This window comes from Chromobacterium fluminis (assembly GCF_011602385.1).
Classification (GTDB): Bacteria; Pseudomonadota; Gammaproteobacteria; order Burkholderiales; family Chromobacteriaceae; genus Chromobacterium; species Chromobacterium fluminis.
In genome coordinates this window covers 38,944-55,705 of record NZ_JAAOMA010000016.1, presented here as the reverse complement: position 1 = coordinate 55,705, position 16,762 = coordinate 38,944, and the positions used below count along the sequence as shown (strand labels likewise).

Annotated in this window: 19 protein-coding genes; 8 read left to right on the top strand and 11 right to left on the bottom strand. The window is 63.7% G+C overall.

Annotated elements, in window-relative coordinates; genetic code table 11:
• Position 1 precedes the first annotated feature (1 nt).
• Genes HA052_RS12860 through HA052_RS12850 form a run of 3 tightly spaced genes read left to right on the top strand, consistent with a single transcriptional unit; the run spans position 2 to position 1,955 of the window.
• On the top strand, positions 2-853 hold the full coding sequence (locus HA052_RS12860) for a PilW family protein (protein ID WP_166452221.1): 852 nt from the start codon (positions 2-4) through the stop codon (positions 851-853).
• Positions 850-1,533 carry a pilus assembly protein gene (locus tag HA052_RS12855; protein WP_166452220.1) on the top strand — a complete coding sequence of 228 codons (684 nt, stop codon included), beginning with the start codon at positions 850-852 and terminating at the stop codon, positions 1,531-1,533. The genes HA052_RS12860 and HA052_RS12855 overlap by 4 nt, the downstream gene beginning before the upstream one ends.
• Positions 1,530-1,955 carry a type IV pilin protein gene (locus HA052_RS12850; RefSeq protein ID WP_166452261.1) on the top strand — a complete coding sequence of 142 codons (426 nt, stop codon included), beginning with the start codon at positions 1,530-1,532 and terminating at the stop codon, positions 1,953-1,955. The genes HA052_RS12855 and HA052_RS12850 overlap by 4 nt, the downstream gene beginning before the upstream one ends.
• Here the strand turns inward: HA052_RS12850 and HA052_RS12845 are convergent.
• From HA052_RS12845 to metX, 4 genes are read right to left on the bottom strand one after another with little or no spacing between them, the layout of a single operon-like run.
• Positions 1,952-2,305 (bottom strand): MliC family protein, encoded by a 354-nt coding sequence (locus HA052_RS12845; protein WP_166452219.1) that lies wholly within the window; start codon positions 2,303-2,305, stop codon positions 1,952-1,954. The genes HA052_RS12850 and HA052_RS12845 overlap by 4 nt on opposite strands.
• Positions 2,302-3,570 carry an AmpG family muropeptide MFS transporter gene (locus tag HA052_RS12840; protein WP_166452218.1) on the bottom strand — a complete coding sequence of 423 codons (1,269 nt, stop codon included), beginning with the start codon at positions 3,568-3,570 and terminating at the stop codon, positions 2,302-2,304. The genes HA052_RS12845 and HA052_RS12840 overlap by 4 nt, the downstream gene beginning before the upstream one ends.
• Positions 3,571-3,622: 52 nt before the next feature.
• Complete coding sequence (gene metW, locus HA052_RS12835; RefSeq protein ID WP_166452217.1) at positions 3,623-4,228, bottom strand: methionine biosynthesis protein MetW; 606 nt, start codon at positions 4,226-4,228, stop codon at positions 3,623-3,625.
• Positions 4,225-5,367 (bottom strand): homoserine O-succinyltransferase MetX, encoded by a 1,143-nt coding sequence (gene metX / locus HA052_RS12830; protein WP_081549048.1) that lies wholly within the window; start codon positions 5,365-5,367, stop codon positions 4,225-4,227. Before metX ends, metW begins: the two co-directional genes overlap by 4 nt.
• 220 nt (positions 5,368-5,587) lie before the next feature.
• Here metX and HA052_RS12825 point away from each other — a divergent pair, with 220 nt between their 5' ends.
• From HA052_RS12825 to ybaK, 5 genes are all read left to right on the top strand, one after another.
• Entirely contained in the window at positions 5,588-5,770 is a 183-nt protein-coding gene (locus tag HA052_RS12825; protein WP_043635174.1) for a protein MIGRI, read from the top strand.
• 88 nt (positions 5,771-5,858) lie between these two features.
• The gene (mnmL, locus tag HA052_RS12820; protein WP_166452216.1) at positions 5,859-6,794 is read left to right on the top strand and encodes a tRNA modification radical SAM protein MnmL/YtqA; all 936 of its coding nucleotides are present in this window, start codon (positions 5,859-5,861) and stop codon (positions 6,792-6,794) included.
• Positions 6,795-6,867: 73 nt separating this feature from the next.
• Positions 6,868-7,785 (top strand): protein-methionine-sulfoxide reductase catalytic subunit MsrP, encoded by a 918-nt coding sequence (gene msrP, locus HA052_RS12815; protein ID WP_166452215.1) that lies wholly within the window; start codon positions 6,868-6,870, stop codon positions 7,783-7,785.
• A 10-nt stretch (positions 7,786-7,795) separates the two neighbouring features.
• A complete protein-coding gene (gene msrQ, locus HA052_RS12810; protein WP_166452214.1) occupies positions 7,796-8,425 on the top strand; it encodes a protein-methionine-sulfoxide reductase heme-binding subunit MsrQ in 630 nt (209 codons plus the stop codon).
• Positions 8,426-8,533: 108 nt separating this feature from the next.
• Positions 8,534-9,016, top strand: a complete 483-nt coding sequence (ybaK, locus tag HA052_RS12805; protein ID WP_166452213.1) for a Cys-tRNA(Pro) deacylase — start codon at positions 8,534-8,536, stop codon at positions 9,014-9,016.
• Here the strand turns inward: ybaK and HA052_RS12800 are convergent.
• The 7 genes from HA052_RS12800 to HA052_RS12770 form a co-directional block, all read right to left on the bottom strand.
• Positions 9,000-9,761: a substrate-binding periplasmic protein gene (locus HA052_RS12800; RefSeq protein ID WP_166452212.1), complete on the bottom strand. Its 762-nt coding sequence runs from the start codon at positions 9,759-9,761 to the stop codon at positions 9,000-9,002. The two genes, ybaK and HA052_RS12800, sit on opposite strands and share 17 nt — an antisense overlap.
• A 73-nt stretch (positions 9,762-9,834) precedes the next feature.
• Positions 9,835-11,283: a 4Fe-4S binding protein gene (locus HA052_RS12795; RefSeq protein ID WP_166452211.1), complete on the bottom strand. Its 1,449-nt coding sequence runs from the start codon at positions 11,281-11,283 to the stop codon at positions 9,835-9,837.
• Positions 11,280-12,104, bottom strand: coding sequence for an FTR1 family iron permease (locus tag HA052_RS12790; protein ID WP_166452210.1), 825 nt, complete (start codon positions 12,102-12,104; stop codon positions 11,280-11,282). Before HA052_RS12790 ends, HA052_RS12795 begins: the two co-directional genes overlap by 4 nt.
• A gap of 68 nt (positions 12,105-12,172) precedes the next feature.
• A complete protein-coding gene (locus tag HA052_RS12785) occupies positions 12,173-12,508 on the bottom strand; it encodes a cupredoxin domain-containing protein (RefSeq protein WP_081548981.1) in 336 nt (111 codons plus the stop codon).
• A 125-nt stretch (positions 12,509-12,633) separates the two neighbouring features.
• Positions 12,634-13,176 (bottom strand): iron transporter, encoded by a 543-nt coding sequence (locus HA052_RS12780; RefSeq protein ID WP_081548983.1) that lies wholly within the window; start codon positions 13,174-13,176, stop codon positions 12,634-12,636.
• A 327-nt stretch (positions 13,177-13,503) separates the two neighbouring features.
• Positions 13,504-15,363: an asparagine synthase (glutamine-hydrolyzing) gene (asnB, locus tag HA052_RS12775; RefSeq protein ID WP_166452209.1), complete on the bottom strand. Its 1,860-nt coding sequence runs from the start codon at positions 15,361-15,363 to the stop codon at positions 13,504-13,506.
• 114 nt (positions 15,364-15,477) lie between these two features.
• On the bottom strand, positions 15,478-16,671 hold the full coding sequence (locus HA052_RS12770; protein ID WP_277345097.1) for an MFS transporter: 1,194 nt from the start codon (positions 16,669-16,671) through the stop codon (positions 15,478-15,480).
• Positions 16,672-16,762 lie beyond the last annotated feature (91 nt).

The window sequence follows — 16,762 nt, the reverse complement described above, 5'->3', positions numbered from 1 at the left end:
CGTGGCGGCCGGTGCGCGTGGCCAGGGTTTTTCCCTGGTGGAGATGATGGTGGCGATGAGCTTGGGCCTGCTGGTGTTGGCGCTGGCCTTGCAAGGCGCGTTGACGATGCAGGGCAGTCTGCGAGCGATTGAGAACGGCTTGCGGCGGCACCAGGATGGGCAGTTTGCGCTGACGCAACTGGCGGAGAGCTGGCGCAGGCATGGACGTTTTGCGTGCGCGCAGGCTGCGGAATCGCCGGGGCGCGGGTTTGAGGCGCCGGAAGGCATGCGTTTTCGCTACGGTGTCGGCGCTGCTGTGGTGTCGGTGAAGGAGGACGCGGCGCAGACCATGCTGCGTTGGCAAAGCGAGGTGGATTGGGAGGAGGCGGCGTTGGCCAGTTGCTCCAGCCTGAGACTATTGACGCAGGGAGAGCCCGGTTTGCAATGGCGGCGGGAGTCCGGCACGCATGTTCTGGCCTGGCAGGGCGGCGCTGCGGCGGGGCCGTTGCGCGGAGCGGATAGCGCCTCCTTGGAGGTATTGGCCATCGCCTCGCAGCGTTACGTCCTGCGTAGGGAGGGCGACGGCGATGCGCTATGGCTGGAGGAAAGCCGGCCCGGCCGGGCGGTGGAGCCGCCGCAATTACTGGCAACGGGCGTGGCGGCGTTGCGGCAGCGCTTTGGCGTTCGCCGTGCTTGCCGTCCGCTGGAGCTGACCTGGCGGGAACGACCGGATCAGCTGAGCGTTGAGGATTGGATGCGTCTGTCGCGGGTGGAGTTGTCGCTTGAGATTCAGTCGGATGGCCGCCGGCAGGGATGGACCACGGTGGTGGCGCTGACGCCGGCCCTGCCGTGCGCACTGGAGCCGAGCGGATGAGGGGCCTTCGGCCGCGCGGCGCCGTGTTGTGGCTGATCCTGCCGCTGCTCAGCCTGTTGACGGTGCTGGCCATGGGAACCGCCCGTTCGGTAGCGGTGGAACAGCGCGCCACTCGCAATCTGGCGGAACAGCGGGAGTTGCGGCTGGCGGCGCTGCAGGCCTTGCGGGCGGCGGAGCGGCGGGTCTTGGACTTGAATCTCCGCTTCGAGGACGGCCTTGCGGGCGAAAGCGGCGTTCCCTGGCAGGGCGACGGCCGCGGTTTGGGCTGGTTCATGCCGGACTGTCTGTCCACCATTGCCGGCGTCGGTTATGGTTTGTGCGCGACCGAGCCTGATTTGTGGCGGCGCAGCGTGCAGATCAACGGCGCGCGGTGGCCGCTATTGCATCCTTGCGGACCCAGTCGTCCGCTTGAGCCGACGCCGGACCGTCCGCCGACATCATGCTTGCCGGCGCGGATACGAGCTGGGCAGCGTTGGAGCCCGCCGCGCTATGTGCTGGAGTTGCTCAATCCGGCGTTTCGGTTCGTCGGCGTCGACGGTCGTTTGTTCCGGATCAGCGTGCGGGTCTGGGGCGAAAGCGAACGCAGCGCGCTGACGGTGCAAAGTTGGTTCTGGGCCGGCGCGGGCGCGCAGGCCGGCCGCGGCGGGCGCTTGAACTGGCGGCAATTGGAGGAAGAATGAGGGCGCAAGCTGGGATGACCTTGCTGGAGTTGCTGGCGGCGATGGCGGTGACGGCCATCCTGGCCGCGATGGCCTGGCCGGCCTATCAGCAGCAGATATTGCGCGGACAGTTGGCGGAGGCGCGCGCGGCGCTGTTGGAGAATCTCCATTATATCCAGCGCTGGCATTTGGAAAACCGTTCACAGTCGGCGTCGTGGCCATCCTTGCCGCGACCGGGCACGCGCGAGTTCGAAATCAGGCTCGGCAGCGTCAGCCAGGGAGCGGACAGTGCAGGACAAGCCAGTTTTCGCTTGTTGGCCAAGCCCAGAGCGGGACACCGTTTGGCCGGCCGTTTGCAGTTGAGCCTGGATCAGGACGGCAATCTATTGCAGTGCGGGCCGGATGAGTCTGGCCCGCAGTTATGCGGGGCCTGGGGAGATTAGGCGTTGTCGGCCGTCGCGTGAAGCTGGATCTTGCGGCAACCCTGCGCCAGTACGCGGCCGCCGCGGGTGGTCAGGCGCGCCTGTTCGTCCAGCAGCGACCAGATCAGTTGCTGGCTGACGTAACGCTCGCCCTGGGCGACCTTGGCCGGCGTCAGCCGATAGCGGTGACTGTTCCAGTTCAGCTGGATGGCGGCGCCGCTTTGCGGCGACGGATACTCCACTACCACCATTTTACTGCCGTTGCAGCGGTATTTGACGGTTTGCATGGCCGTGTCGGCCGAGGCCGACGCGGCGGCGCAGAATGCGCTCAGCAGCGTTGCGCCGAGCAACGCTGGTTTCCATGCCTTCATGCTCCCTCCTTTTCCCTCCATGGGGCGACTTTCAGCAACAACACCATGCCGGGCAGCGCCAGCGCGGTGCACAACAGGAAAAAACTGCTCCAGCCTATGGCGTCGATGATGTAGCCGGTAGAGGCGTTAGCCAGGGTGCGCGGCACCGCCGCCAGGCTGGTGAACAAAGCGAACTGGGTGGCGGTGTAGGCCGGGTGGGTGCTTTTGGCGATGAAGGCGACGAAGGCGGCGGTGCCGAGACCCACGCCCAGCGCTTCGAAGCCGATGACCACGGCCAGCATGCTCAGTTCATGAGCGCCGATGGAGGCGAAACGGCCATAGCTGGCCAGCCAGGCGAAACCGAGGATGGACAGCACCTGCACCACGCCGAAGGCCCACAGCGCCCGGTTGATGCCCAGCTTGATCATCCACAGGCCGCCGAGCAGGCCGCCTATCACCGCCGGCCACAGCGCGGCGTGCTTGGCCACCAGGCCGATCTGGGACTTGGCGTAACCCATGTCCAAGTAGAACGGCGTGGCCAGCGAGGTGGCCATGCTGTCGCCTAGCTTGTACAGGAAGATAAAGCCCAGAATCCAGGCGGCGCCTTGCCAGCCCTGGCGTGTGATGAACTCATGGAAGGGCTCGACCACGGCTTCTCGCAGCGTTTTGGGCGCTTGGCCGGCAAGTCTGGGCTCGCTGACTTTCAGCGTCATCAGTACGCCGGGAACCATGAACAAGGCGGTGATCAAGAAGACGCGGTCCCAGGGGATGTGATCCGCCAGGATCAAGGCAAGCGAACCAGGCACCAGACCGGCCAGCCGGTAGGCGTTGATGTGCACGGTATTGCCAAGCCCCAGTTCGTTGTCGCTGAGAATCTCGCGGCGATAGGCGTCCAGCACGATGTCCTGGCTGGCGGAGAAGAAGGCCACGCCCACCGCCAGCGCGGCGATGCTCCAGATGTGCTGGGCCGGGTTGAACAGGCCGAAGCCGGCCATGGTGACGATCAGCGCCAGCTGGGTCAGCAGCATCCAGCCGCGACGGCGGCCCAGCAGCGGCGGCACGTAGCGGTCCATCAAGGGGGACCACAGGAATTTCCAGGTATAGGGCAGGCCGATCAGCGCGAACAGACCGATGGCCTTGAGGTCGACGCCTTCGCTGCGCAGCCAGGCGGGAAGCAGGTTGATCAGGGTATACAGCGGAAGACCGGATGCGAAGCCGGTGAAGACGCAGATCAGCATCGTGCGCGAGAAGACGTCGCGCCGCCAGTCGATGGTTGTGTTGCTCATGGGCAGGCCAGTTTCTACGGATCGCGCGGCGGGACCGGCCCGCCGCTTGTTGTTATTGGCGCGCCACCCGGTAGAACGCCAGGCTGCCGCGCAAGTTGGGCATGAAAGTTACCCGTTTGACCCCATTCATCACCACGCGTTCCACCACGCGCAGCCGATTCTTGGCGCACAGCGCTTCAAAGTCGCCGAGCATGCACCAGTGAATGTTGGGCGTATCGTACCACTGGTAGGGGATGGTGTCGGAAACCGGCATGTGGCCCTGCAGGATTTGCCAGCGGTTTTCCCAGAAGCCAAAGTTGGGAAAAGTGACGATGGCTTCGCGGCCTACGCGCAGCATTTCGTTGAGAATCTGCTCGGTTTCGCGCATCGCCTGTATGGTTTGCGACAGCACTACGTGGTCGAAGGCGTCGCCGTCGAATTCAGCCAAGCCGGTTTCCAGGTCGCCTTGCAGCGCATTGACGCCGGAGGCTACGCATTTGACGACATTGCCCACGTCCAGGTCCACGCCGTAACCAACCACCTGTTTGTTGCGGTTCAGCCAGGATAGCAGCGCGCCGTCGCCGCAGCCCAAATCCAGCACCCGGCTGCCGGGCGTGATCCAGTCGGCTATCAGGCTCAGGTCGGCGCGCAGCGGCTCCGTGGTTTGCGGGGCGTTCATGCTTGCACCTCCCGCGCCACGCGGTCGAGGTAGGCGCGCATTAATTGGACATAGGGCTCGTCGGTCATCAAAAAGGCGTCGTGACCGTGTACGGACTCGATTTCGGCGTAGGACACCGGCCGGTTGGCGGCCACCAGCGCCTTGACGGTTTCGCGCGAGCGCTCCGGCGAAAAGCGCCAGTCGCTGGTGAAGCTGGCCACCAGGAATTGGGCGCTGGCCTTTTTCAGCGCGGCGACCAGATCGCCGCCAAAGCTCTTTGCCGGGTCGAAGTAATCCAGCGCCTTGGTCATTAGCAGATAGGTATTGGCGTCGAAGGTGTCGGAGAATTTGTCGCCCTGATAGCGCAGATAGGATTCGATCTCGAACTCCACGTCGTAGCCGAAGCGATAGTCTCCGGAACGCAGCATGCGGCCGAATTTCTCGCCCATGCCGTCGTCGGATAGATAGGTGATGTGGCCGAGCATGCGCGCCAGCCGCAGGCCGCGTCGCGGCAGCGCGTCATGGGCGTAGAAGTCGCCGCCGTGGAATTCGGGGTCGGTGATGATGGCCTGGCGCGCCACGTCGTTGAAGGCGATGTTCTGCGCCGACAGTTTGGGAGCGGACGCGATCACCAGCGCGTGGGCAATGCGCTCCGGGTAGTCGATGCTCCACTGCAAGGCCTGCATGCCGCCCAGGCTGCCGCCTATCACCGCCGCCCAGCGTTCTATGCCCAAGCGGTCCGCCAGGCGCGACTGGCTGGCGACCCAGTCGGACACGGTGACGACGGGAAAGGCGGAGCCCCAGGGCTGGCCGGTGTCGGAGTTGACGCTGGAGGGGCCCGTGCTGCCGTGACACCCTCCCAGGTTGTTGACGCCCACCACGAAGAAGCGGCGGGTGTCGATGGGCTTGCCGGGACCAATCATATTGTCCCACCAGCCGGCGGCCTTGTCGTCCGTCTGGTAGCGGCCTGCTACATGATGGTGGCCGGACAAGGCGTGACAGATCAGGATGGCGTTGCTTTTGGCGGCGTTGAGTTCGCCATAGGTCTCGAAGCGCAGCTGGTAGCCTTGCAGTATGGCGCCGCTATTGAGCGCCAAGGGGGTATCGAACACGGCGGTTTGAGCCGTAACGATGCCGACGGAGTCGTGGGAGTCGGACATGATGACTTGAGTGCCTCTTTTGCTATTTTCGGCATGCGCGGCTTTGGCCATGCTCATGCTGTCGCTCCACCGGCGGCCGGTCTGTGCCGGCCATTCTCGTCGCGGAGCCTCCTGTAGGCTACAGTCAGGACTTTAGCATGTCTTGAGCCGCCGGCGACAGCGTCTTGCCAGCCGCGGCGGCGCGCCGGATAATCGGGCGACTTTCCTTCTCTGGCCCGCCATGTTCGGTCGTCTTTTCAAGTTCTTCGTGTTGTGCGGCGTACTGCTGATGTTGGCGCGCTGGCTGCTCAACCGCCGCCAGCGGCAGAGCCTGCACGAGCTGTTCAGCACGCTGGCGCTGGCCCTGCTGGTCAGCGCCGGGCTGTTTTCGGTGCTGTATCTATTGGGCTGGCACCGTCTTTAAGCGCCTCCGCGGCATCAATTCTTGATCCCGCTCAGCGCCTCCGGTTCGTCCGCTTGCTAGACTGCCCGGCTTTGGGCTTTGTTTGGCAATGGACCTGACCCGGCATCTGCATACCTTTGGTTATTATCTGAAGCGCCGTTTCGGCGAGCCGGTGCATAAATTATCACTGGCGGGCGATTTCACCTGTCCCAACCGCGACGGCACCTTGGGGCGCGGCGGCTGCACCTTTTGCAATGTGCGCAGCTTCGGCCGCGATCCGGCGGCTTTGTCGATCAGCGAGCAATTGGCTCGGGAGAAAACCAAGACCGACCGCGCGCGCCGTTATCTGGCTTATTTCCAGGCTTATACCAGCACCTACGCCGAAACCGAGCAGCTGCGCCGTTTGTACGACGAAGCGTTGGCCGGCGCCGACGTGGTGGGCTTGTGCGTCGGCACCCGGCCGGATTGCGTGCCGGACGCCGCGCTGGCTCTGCTGGCGGAATATCAGGACCAAGGCGGCGAGGTATGGCTGGAGCTGGGGCTGCAGACCGCGCACGACCGGACCCAGGCTCTAATCCGACGCGGCCACGGCCTGGCCGAATATCGCGATGCGGTGCGGCGCGCGCATGCCCATGGGCTCAAGGTGTGCACTCATTTGATCGCCGGTCTGCCCGGAGAGGACGCGGCCGCCGTCCACGCCTCGCTGAACGCGGTGTTGGACATCGGCGTGGAAGGGTTGAAGTTGCATCCGTTGATGGTGGTGCGCGGCTCGCGGATGGCGGCGCAATACCGGCGCGGCGAAGTAGCGCCGTGGAGCCTGGACGACTACGCCGAGTTGGCGGCCAGCCTGATCCGCCATACCCCGCCGCAGGTGGTGTACCACCGGGTTTCAGCCACCGCACAGGCGCCAACCCTGATCGCGCCGGACTGGTGCGGCCCGCGCTGGACGGCTTTGCAGGCCATAGGCCGGCTGCTGGCGCGAGACGGCGGCCAGGGCAGCGCTTTGGGGCGGGCCTGGCGGGCGGATGAAGAGCCGCTTGCGTAAATTATCTGCGTGAACGATTGTCAGATTCAGGAGCCGCTCCCGACTCATGGGGGTAGAGACCGGAGACACCGCCATGCTGATCAAGAAACCCGCCGATATTTCCTCGTCGGACATCACGCCGGAAGGCGTATACCTGAATCGCCGCCACTTCATGTTGGGCAGCGCCGGCTTGCTGCTGTCCGCCGAGACGCTGGCGGCGCTGGCCGCCAAGAAAAGCCCGCTGTCGACCTTGGCCGGAAACGACAAGGCCAATAGCCTGAAAGAGATTACCGGCTACAACAATTTCTATGAATTCGGCACCGACAAGGCCGACCCGGCGGCGAACGCCGGCAGCCTGAAAACTCGACCCTGGAACGTGCTGGTGGACGGCGAGGTGGCCAAGCCGCGCAGCTTCGGCATCGAGCAGCTGTTGAAATTTCCGCTGGAGGAGCGTATTTACCGGCTGCGCTGCGTCGAGGGATGGAGCATGGTGATTCCGTGGGTGGGTTTTCCACTGGCCAGCCTGCTTAAACAGATGAATCCGACTTCGCGCGCCAAGTACGTGGCCTTCGAAACCCTGCAACGGCCGGCGGAAATGCCTGGTCAGCGCGGCCGGGTGCTGGACTGGCCCTACCGCGAGGGCCTGCGCATCGACGAAGCGATGCATCCGCTGACCATTCTGGCTGTGGGCCTCTACAACGATGTGCTGCCCAATCAGAACGGCGCGCCCATCCGTCTGGTGGTACCGTGGAAATACGGCTTCAAGAGCATCAAATCCATCGTGCGCATCCATTTGCAGGAAACCATGCCGGCCACCAGTTGGAATCTGGCCAATGCGCGAGAGTACGGTTTCTATTCCAATGTGAATCCGGAAGTGGATCATCCGCGCTGGAGCCAGGCCAGCGAGCGCCGTATCGGCGAATTCTTCAAGCGCAAGACGCTGATGTTCAACGGCTACGGAGAGCAGGTGGCGGGTTTGTACCGCGGCCTGGATCTGCGCAAGAACTATTGATGGAGCGGGGATGACGACTTTGCGCCTTAAATCCGCTGCCGCCCGTCCTGCCGACCGCGTGTTGGCCGGGTTCAAATGCCTGTTGTTTGTGGCCTGTCTATTGCCGCTGGCGCGCGCCGCCTGGATCGTGTTGTCCGGAGAGGCGGTGAACCCGGTGGAGTTCATCACTCGTTCCACCGGTACCTGGACCCTGATTTGGCTGCTGGCGACGCTGGCGATGACGCCGTTGCGGCGCTTTGGCGTCGGCGGTTGGCCGCTCAAGTGCCGGCGCATGCTGGGCCTGTTCGCCTTTTTCTATCTGAGCCTGCATTTCCTGACCTATCTATGGCTGGATCAGTTTTTTGATTGGGCCGGCATCGTCAGGGATATCTACAAACGCCCCTTCATCACCGTCGGCTTTGCCGCGCTGTTGTTGATGACGCCGCTGGCGCTGACCTCGACCCAAGGTTGGATGCGCAGGCTCAAGCGCAATTGGGGCCGGCTGCACCGGCTGGTGTATCCGACGGCGCTGCTGGCGGTGGTGCATTACTGGTGGCTGGTGAAGAAGGACTTGAGCCAGCCCTTGATCTACGCGGGGGTCTTGGCTGTGCTGCTTGGGCTGAGGCTGTGGTGGCGTTGGCGCCGGCCGGGCGGAGTTTGATTTGGGGCAAGGTCGCTGCCGCCGTCGGGGACGCCGCGCGGATTGGAGTTTGCCTGGCGGCGCGCAAACTTCTACAGTGGCGTTTTGTTTTTTCAGGCAGTGAAGATCATGTCCAAGGAAAAGGCCCCGGTCACTCAGGCGATCCGGGTATTGCGCGAACATCATGTCAGCTTTAGCGAGCATTTGTACAAGTACGAGGAAAAGGGCGGCACCACGGTGTCGGCGCGCGAGCTGGGCGTGGACGAACACTGCGTGATCAAGACCTTGATCATGGAAGATGAGAACAAGCGGCCCTTGATCGTGCTGATGCACGGGAACCGCGAAGTGGGCACCGGCATGCTGGCCAAGCAGATCGGCGTCAAGAAGGTCCATCCCTGCGATCCCAAGACGGCGGACAAGCACAGCGGCTACCAAGTAGGCGGCACCAGCCCGTTCGGCGCTCGCCATCCGATGCCGGTGTATATGGAAGCCAGCATCTTGGAGTTGGAGCGCATCTACATCAACGGCGGCAAGCGCGGTTTCTTGATCGGCGTCGATCCCAAGGACGTCGAGCGGGTGCTGAAGCCGATTCTGGTCAGCGCCGCGGTTTGAGTTCGGGGAAGTTGCGCTGATAAATGGCCTGCAGGCTGCCGTCGGCCTGCATGGCTTGCAAGGCCTGATCGATCTCGCGCCGCAGCTTGGCGATGTTGGGGTAGCTGCGCGAATACATCAGCGACAGCGGGGTGGCCTTATTCAGTGGCGTGGGAATGTAGGCGAAGTCGCGCTCGTGTCCGCTGGCCTGGGTGCGGGTCAGGAATAGGCCGCGTTCCAGCGTCAGCGGCGCCAGATCGAGATGGCCGATTTGCAGCAGCTTGATCGCGCTTTCCTCGTCGCTGGTGTTCAGCGTGTTGAGCCGGTATTGCTGGAACAGCGGCTGATACCACTGACCAAGCTGCACGCCGATGCGGTAGGCGCGCAAGTCGGCCAGGCTGCTAAAACCGTTGGGCGGATTGGCGAGCCGGGGCTTGTAGTAGAAGAAAAAGCTGCTGCTGCGAATCAGCGGCGGCGAGAAGTCGAAACTGAGCGCGCGCTCCGGCGTCGGCCGGTAGGGAAAGGCCGCCGCGGCGCGGCCGGCCTTGATGGCGGCCTCCGCGCGAGGCCAGCTCATATAGTGAAAACGCGCGGTATAGCCGGCGCGCCGGCAAGCTTGGCGCACCATGTCGGCGAAGACGCCGTCGGCGGTGAAGCTGCGCGACACATAGGGCGGCCATTCGCCCGTAGCGAAGTCTATCGCCGGTGTTTCGGCGCGGGCGGGCGCGGCCAGGCAATAGAGAGCAAGCAGTAGCGGACGCCACATGGCGCGACTCCAGAATCAGGGTGGGAGCATGCTTTGTTATCGCACAGCGTCCACCCCGCTGCCAGCCGAACGGCTACCACCACCAGAACATGAAGCCCCAGGCGGCGTCCACCAGAGCCAGCGCCGCCAGCAAGGGAATCAGAGCTAGCAACTGGCGCAGGCCGGAGCTCCAGCGAGCGAGGATGGCGCGCCCCAGCCACAAGGACCACAGATTGGCGCCGGCCAGCAAGGCTAGCCGCGCGTCGTTGGCCCAGAACATCGGCACCCCTTCCGCCTTCAGCAGCGTTACAGTCAGGGCGGACAGGCCAAGAAACACGCCGCAGCCGGCCAGCGGGATCAGGCTTTGGGCCAGGTGGTGCAGGCGCTGAATCCGCCAGGGGCCGGCAATGCGCACGCCGGCGGCCAGGCACAGCAACAGGCCGCTGCCCAGCACCAGCGCGGTGGCCAGCACGTAGCTGATCAACGCCGCGCCGTCAAGCCAGGAGAACACGTCGTTATGCTGCGGGTAGTGGGTCAGCAGCCACCACGGCGCCTCGGTGTCCAGCGGCCACAGGATGTCATGGTCCACCAGCCATTCCGCCGCCGCCTGTTTCATGGCCACGAACCAGGGGCTCATGGTCCAGTGGAAGGCGCCCATCGCCACGCCCAGCAGGCCGTAGACAATCAACGCGGTTTGCCAGCCGTCGGCCTCCTTGGCGGCGACCTTGACCACTTCTTCAGTGGGCGAGCGCAGGCTTAGTTCGATGGCGTCGCGATGGCCGCTGCAACGGCCGCACATATGGCAGCCGCTGCCGCCTTGCATATGGCGCAGCGGTTGCAGCGGCGCGCAATCCACCGCCTGTATCGGGATGGTTTTGCCTTGCTGCGAGGCTTTCCAGGCGGCCTCGTCCACGCGGTAATACATCGGCGCCAGCTTGGACAGCAGGCCGAACACGCCGTTGACCGGGCACAGGTGGCGACACCAGGCGCGTTTGCCGCGGGTATAGATGAAGCCGACGATCACCGCGGCCACGGTGGATCCGCCCAGCACCAGCAACGCGGCCTTAGGGTATTGGTAGACGCTGACCAGTTGGCCGTAGATGGTGGTCAGAGCGAAAGCGACGAAGGGCCAGCCGCCCCAGCGCATCCAGCGCGGGATAGGACGCCCCAGGCCTTTTCTGGCCGCCCACTCGGACAAAGCGCCTTCCGGGCAGAGAACGCCGCACCACAGCCGGCCGAACAGCACCATGGACAACAGCACGAAGGGCCACCAAATGCCCCAGAACACGAATTGGGCGAAGATGGTTAGATTGTTCCAGATTCGGGCGCTGTCTTCCGGCAAGTCGAGGCAGGCAGGCACGATCAGCAGTGCGGCGTAGACCAGCACCACGCCCCATTGCAGCGCGCGCAGCAGGCCGGCGTGATCCCGCAGCCACAAGCCGACGGCGGCCATGAAACCCTGGGCCGTCGGCTGGCGACAGGCACCGCCGGCGCGCGCGGCGACATCGGCGGAATGGGGAAGCGGCGGGCGGGCGGATTTCATGCTGTTAGCATCTGCTTGCGGTTGCGCCACTGGAACAGCGCCCAGATCGTCGCCCAGAACAGCGCGTAGGCGATCAGGCTCATCAGGGCGGGGTGGGCGCGGTAGCCGGTGAGCGAGGCGATGACGCCGCCGGTGGGGCTCATGTCGTCAAGCAGCGCGGAGCTGTCCCACAGCGGATCGATCAGCGCCGGCAGAATGTCCATCGAGATCAGCTTCTCCACGCCGCTCAGGAAGAGCGAGGCGCCCAATAGCAGCAGCATGATTTCGGTGATGCGGAAGAACAAGCGCCAGGACAGATATTTGCCGCCTAGCTGCAATAGATAGAAGGTCAGGAAAGCCAGACCCAGGCCTATCACGGCGGCAAAACTCATGCTGGCCAGCGTGGAGCCGTCGGCCTCGGCCAACATGCCGTAGAGGAAGACTACGGTTTCGCTGCCTTCGCGGGCGATGGCGATGGCGGCCAGCAGGGTGACGCCCCACCAGTTGGCGTTGCTGGCGTTTTCGCGCAGGCCGGCCTCCAGTTCTTTCTTCAACGTGCGGCCATGCTCGCGCATCCACAGCACCATGTGCACGATCAGCGCGGCGGCGGTGAACACCATCACCATCTGGAAAACGTCTTGAGCGCCGGCCATCAGGTTGCTGGCGGCGAACAAGGCCACTGCCAGGCCGACGGCGGCGAGCAGGCCCAGCGCCACGCCAGCCCATAAATAGCGTTTGCCGGCGGCGCCGGCCGGATTCTGGTTCATCCAGGCGTTAAGAATGCCGACGACCAGCAAGGCCTCGACGCTTTCGCGCCAAACGATGAATAGAACTTGTCCCATGTAGTGTGCTCCTGCTAACGGCGGTAAACGGCTAGGGAGGCGGCGGAGCGCCTCCGGCTGGGCGGCGTTTACTTGGCGACGATGACGCCTTGGCCTGTCTTCATATGAAATTCGTCGAAAAACTTGTATTCGCCGGGAGACAGCGGCTGGAATACCAGGAAGGATTCCGCGCCGGGGCCCAGCACCTTTTCCTTGCGCAGCGGCGTGCTTTCAAATTCGGCGGGCGTCTTGCCGGCGTTGATCACTTCAACCTTGAACTTCTTGCCGGCCGGCACTACCAGACGGGCGGGCGTGAATACGCCGTCCTTCATCACCAGCTTAAACACCGGCATCTCGTCGGCGAGGACGGACATCGACACTAGGCAGGCCGCGATGGCGGCCAGGAGCATGCGTGCGAACTTCATCGGAAAGGGTCTCCGGATTAAAAACAGCGCAGGCGGGGGCATGCGCTGTCTTATTTTAACGCATGAGAATGACTGGCGTTTACATTCTCATTCGCATTAATCCTGTTTTTGCAAGAACAAGGGGATTAATAGCCGCCTTTTTTGCCGATGCCGGCATAAGTAAACTCATAGTTGAGTTCGAAAGGCTTGAACCACGGGCCCACGCCGGTTTCCTTGTCGATATGGCGGCCGAAGTGGGCGTGCTGATTGGCCGACGGCGGCAGGATGGTGTATTTCAGCTTGTATTTGCCCGGGCCTTGCAGCTTGATGTTGTCGCCGTAGTGCGGGCCGTCGTTGGCCACCATCGGCATCAGGTCGCCCTTGAGCACTTCCTTGCCGCCCACCTTGCTCAGTTCGTACTTAACCACCAGATAGGGCATCCATGCGCCTTCTTCGAAGCCGTTGGGATTGTTCTTGGTGGCATGGATGTCGGCCTCCAGGTGGATGTCGGATGCCTCCGCCTTGCGCATCATGCCTTCCGGTTCCATCTTGGTCGGCTGTAGGTAGACCGCGCCGATCTCCATGCCGTTCTTCAAGGCCGGCTTGCCGATCGGGTATTCCTTGGCCATGGCGGCGGCGGAAGCGGTCAGTACAGCGGTGGCGATAGCCAGTTGGACAAAGCGACGCATATTGTTTCCTTTTGGTTTCAATTGAATAGGGCACTGCTTGGCGGCGAAGGACACCGGCCGGGCGGATAAGCGTTTATTTTTGGTTTGCTTGGCCTGCCTAAAAATACTAATGCTAATCATTATCATTTTCAAACGAAAATGTGTTGTCGAATGTAGCAGATGCGACGCCGAGCGGCGCTGGCCATAGGAATGGCATGCGCCGCGTCGGCTCGCTAGATTGAAAATGCCTTTGAAGCCTGCTCCGCAATGCTTATGCGTCGTTTGCGCATGTTGCTTTCCCTGCGGGCTGCCTCTTGCCTAGCTCTTGTTCGCCAGTCTTTGGACGGCTTATCGGTCTTGCGCTGCCAGCAGGCTTAGCTGCCCCAGGCTTTCATCCAGAATCAGCAACTGCAGCATCTGCTCGGCCAGATGCTCGGCCCCGTTTCGGTAGGCTGCGGCGAAGGCGTCCACCGCGGCGGCGTCGAGCTGGCCGCGGCTGAGCTGAGCCAGACGTTTGCCCAGGCCGTCCATGCGCGGGGCCAGGCTGGTTTTCAGCCAGCCGGACAGCGGGGGATTGAAGCCGCGCTTCTTGCGCTGGAAGAAGTCCGCCGGCAGCGCCGGATGAACGGCGCGGCGGAAGATCAGCTTGGCCGGCTGGGTGAAGCGCTGCTTGCCGTCCACCGCCAGCAAAGCCTGGTAGAAGCGATGATCCACCAGCGGGGCTCTGCCCTCCAGGCCGTGGGCCATGGTGCACAGGTCGGACTTTTGCAGAATGTAGTCCGGCAGATAGTTGGCGAAGTCTATGGCCAGCAAATGATGCAGGCCGGCCGGCGCATTGGCCGGCGGCGGGCCGATGTCGTCCGGCGCGCGCCAGTGGCAGAGCCGCGAGAGCGGCCGGTTGTTTTGCAGGAACAGGCGTTGGCCGGGGGTGAAGCCGGAAAAGCGCAGCGAATAGGCGTCTTGCCAGCTCATCGCCAACTCGGTGGCGAGTTTGCCGGCGCCTTTGCCGTCCAGCGAGGGCTTGATCGTCAGCGGCAGTTTGATCAGGCTGCGCCAGCGAGTACGCAGATGTTTGTTGACGCGCTTGTAGCCGGCCAGCAGCTCATCGCCGCCGTCGCCCAAGAGCACCACTTTGACGTGGCGGCTGACTTCGCGCGCAAGGTACCACGTGGGGAAGCTGGACGGATCGGCGAAGGGTTGATCGAGGTCGGCGACGATGCGTTCGAAGTCGGCCGCCAGATTGTCCGGCATCTGCACCGCCAGATTGGCCAAGCCCATCCGTTGCGCGGAATCGGCGGCGTCGGCGGCCTCGTCCAGCTTGGATCCGGGGAAGGCGGCGGTGAAACTGCTGAATTGCGTCAGTTGCTGCGTGGCCAGCCGGCTGGCGATCACGGTGGAGTCTATGCCGCCGGACAAAAGCACGCCCAGCGGGCGGTCGGCGACGGTACGCATCGCCACCGCGCGGTCCAGTTCTTGAAGCCAGTCGCCGTCGTCCTTGGCCGGTTGCCAGTAGCGCAGTTTGCGCAGCGAGCGGGTGTCCAGATCAAACTCCAGCCGGTGGCCGTTTTCCAGGCGCTGTATGTGGCTGAACAGGGTGGCGGGCGCCGGGATGTAGCGATGCGCCAGATAGGCGTCGATGGCGTCGGCGGAAAAGTCGCGCTGCTGCGGCGGCAGGAAGGGCAGCACTGAGCGTACCAGCGAGCCGAAGGCGAAGTTGCCGTCCAGCAGCGAATAGACCAGCGGTTTCTCGCCCATGCGGTCGCGAGCCAGATGCACCTTGCGCTGTTTCAAATCCAGGATGGCGAAGGCGAACATGCCGCGCAGCCGCTGCAACAGAGTTTCAATGCCCCAGGCCTGATAGCCGCGCAAGATGAACTCGGTGTCGGAGTGAGTGGCGAAATGCGCGCCGCCGGTCTCCAACTCGGCCTTGTCGGCGTCCCAGTCATAGACTTCGCCGTTGTAGCAGATCCAGACCTGGCCATCGTCGCTGACCATCGGCTGGTTGGCGATGGGCCGCGGGTCGATGATGGACAGCCGCGCGTGCAGCAGCGCGTTGTGGATATCGCCGTCCGCCGCCGGCTGCCAGTCGGCGTTCAGCAATAATTGATTAGCCGCGTCGGGGCCGCGCCGGCCCAGCTCAGTCAGCATGGCCTGGGCGGTGGCCGCGGCGGCGGGGCGTTGCGAGAAAAAGCCGGCGATTCCACACATGATTTTCTGTCCGAATGGGCAACGCGCCCGGCAAGCCGCCGAGCGCTCAGACGGCGCCGCAGGCGCGTTGGAAAAATTGAATGGCGGAAGTATCCGGGCTGGGCTGCGCCAGTGTCAAACCTTGTCGCCGCGCAGATCCGGCAGCAGTGCAGCCACCAGGCCCAGCAGCGGCAGGAAGGCGCATAGCTGATAGACGAATTCGATGCCGCGGCTGTCGGCCAACTGGCCCAGCACCGCGGCGCCGATGCCGCCGATGCCGAAGGCGAAGCCGTAGAACATGCCTGACACCATGCCCACCCGGCCCGGCAACAGTTCCTGCGCGTAAATAATGATGGCGGGGAAGGCGGACGCCAGCACAAAGCCTATGCCCAGCGACAGCACGCTGGTCCAGAGCAGATTGACGTAGGGCAGCAGCAAGGTCAGCGGCGCGATGCCGAGGATGGAGAACCAGATCACTCGCTTGCGACCGATGGCGTCGCCGATCGGCCCGCCGAAGATGGTGCCCAGCGCGACCGCCAACAGGAACAAGAACAGATGGAACTGCGCGGCCTGCACGGCCAGGCCGAAGTGCTTGATGAGATAGAAGGTAAAGTAGCTGGTGATGCTGGCGGTGTAGAAGTATTTGGAGAACAGCAGCACCAGCAAGGCGAACAGCGTCAGCTTCACGCGCGCTGGCGACAGCGGCGGCGGCGTAGTGGCGGCGGCGGCTTTGGCCTTGCGCTGCTGATGGCTGTACCACTGGCCGATCTTGAACAGCACCGCCATCGCCAGCAAGGCGGCCAGGCCGAACCAGGCGATGCTGCCCTGGCCCAAGGGGATGACGATCAGTGCCGCCAGCAGCGGCCCGCTGGCGCTGCCTGCGTTGCCTCCCACCTGAAAAATGGATTGGGCCAGGCCGGGGCGGCCGCCGGAGGCCATGCGGGCCACCCGCGACGATTCCGGATGAAATACCGAGGAGCCTGTGCCCACCAGCGCCGCGGCCAGCAGCAGCAGGGGGAAGCTGCCGGCGCTGGACAGCAACAACAGGCCGCACAGGGTGGCGCCCATGCCCAGCACCAATGAGTACGGCATCGGTTTCTTGTCGGTGTAGAGCCCCACCAGCGGCTGCAGCAGCGAAGCGGTGCATTGGTAGGTCAAGGTCATCAGGCCGATTTCAGCAAAGCTGAGCTGGTAATTGCCTTTAAGCAGCGGATAGATCGCCAGCAGCAGCGATTGCAGCATATCGTTGAGGAAGTGAGAGAAACTGATGGCGCCCAGCACGCGGAAACGGGTGCTGTCTTGATCTGGCGCGGCGGCGGCGGTGGTCATGGGCTTGAGAATCATTCAGCTAGTGGATGAATGCCATACTAGCGAGCAAAATAGCGTCCGTCCTGCCAAAATAAGGCAGTTATCTTTGCAA

Excerpts from the sequence above, each read along its gene's own strand:
- metX (WP_081549048.1), bottom strand. The coding sequence starts at position 5,367 with ATGTCCGACTCCCACGACTCCGTCGGCATCGTTACGGCTCAAACCGCC.
- metW (WP_166452217.1), bottom strand. The coding sequence starts at position 4,228 with ATGAACGCCCCGCAAACCACGGAGCCGCTGCGCGCCGACCTGAGCCTG.
- HA052_RS12800 (WP_166452212.1), bottom strand. The coding sequence starts at position 9,761 with ATGTGGCGTCCGCTACTGCTTGCTCTCTATTGCCTGGCCGCGCCCGCC.
- msrQ (WP_166452214.1), top strand. The coding sequence starts at position 7,796 with ATGACGACTTTGCGCCTTAAATCCGCTGCCGCCCGTCCTGCCGACCGC.
- mnmL (WP_166452216.1), top strand. The coding sequence starts at position 5,859 with ATGGACCTGACCCGGCATCTGCATACCTTTGGTTATTATCTGAAGCGC.
- HA052_RS12790 (WP_166452210.1), bottom strand. The coding sequence starts at position 12,104 with ATGGGACAAGTTCTATTCATCGTTTGGCGCGAAAGCGTCGAGGCCTTG.
- msrP (WP_166452215.1), top strand. The coding sequence starts at position 6,868 with ATGCTGATCAAGAAACCCGCCGATATTTCCTCGTCGGACATCACGCCG.
- HA052_RS12780 (WP_081548983.1), bottom strand. The coding sequence starts at position 13,176 with ATGCGTCGCTTTGTCCAACTGGCTATCGCCACCGCTGTACTGACCGCT.
- HA052_RS12840 (WP_166452218.1), bottom strand. The coding sequence starts at position 3,570 with ATGAGCAACACAACCATCGACTGGCGGCGCGACGTCTTCTCGCGCACG.
- HA052_RS12785 (WP_081548981.1), bottom strand. The coding sequence starts at position 12,508 with ATGAAGTTCGCACGCATGCTCCTGGCCGCCATCGCGGCCTGCCTAGTG.
- asnB (WP_166452209.1), bottom strand. The coding sequence starts at position 15,363 with ATGTGTGGAATCGCCGGCTTTTTCTCGCAACGCCCCGCCGCCGCGGCC.
- HA052_RS12795 (WP_166452211.1), bottom strand. The coding sequence starts at position 11,283 with ATGAAATCCGCCCGCCCGCCGCTTCCCCATTCCGCCGATGTCGCCGCG.
- HA052_RS12855 (WP_166452220.1), top strand. The coding sequence starts at position 850 with ATGAGGGGCCTTCGGCCGCGCGGCGCCGTGTTGTGGCTGATCCTGCCG.
- HA052_RS12825 (WP_043635174.1), top strand. The coding sequence starts at position 5,588 with ATGTTCGGTCGTCTTTTCAAGTTCTTCGTGTTGTGCGGCGTACTGCTG.
- HA052_RS12770 (WP_277345097.1), bottom strand. The coding sequence starts at position 16,671 with ATGACCACCGCCGCCGCCGCGCCAGATCAAGACAGCACCCGTTTCCGC.
- HA052_RS12845 (WP_166452219.1), bottom strand. The coding sequence starts at position 2,305 with ATGAAGGCATGGAAACCAGCGTTGCTCGGCGCAACGCTGCTGAGCGCA.
- HA052_RS12850 (WP_166452261.1), top strand. The coding sequence starts at position 1,530 with ATGAGGGCGCAAGCTGGGATGACCTTGCTGGAGTTGCTGGCGGCGATG.
- ybaK (WP_166452213.1), top strand. The coding sequence starts at position 8,534 with ATGTCCAAGGAAAAGGCCCCGGTCACTCAGGCGATCCGGGTATTGCGC.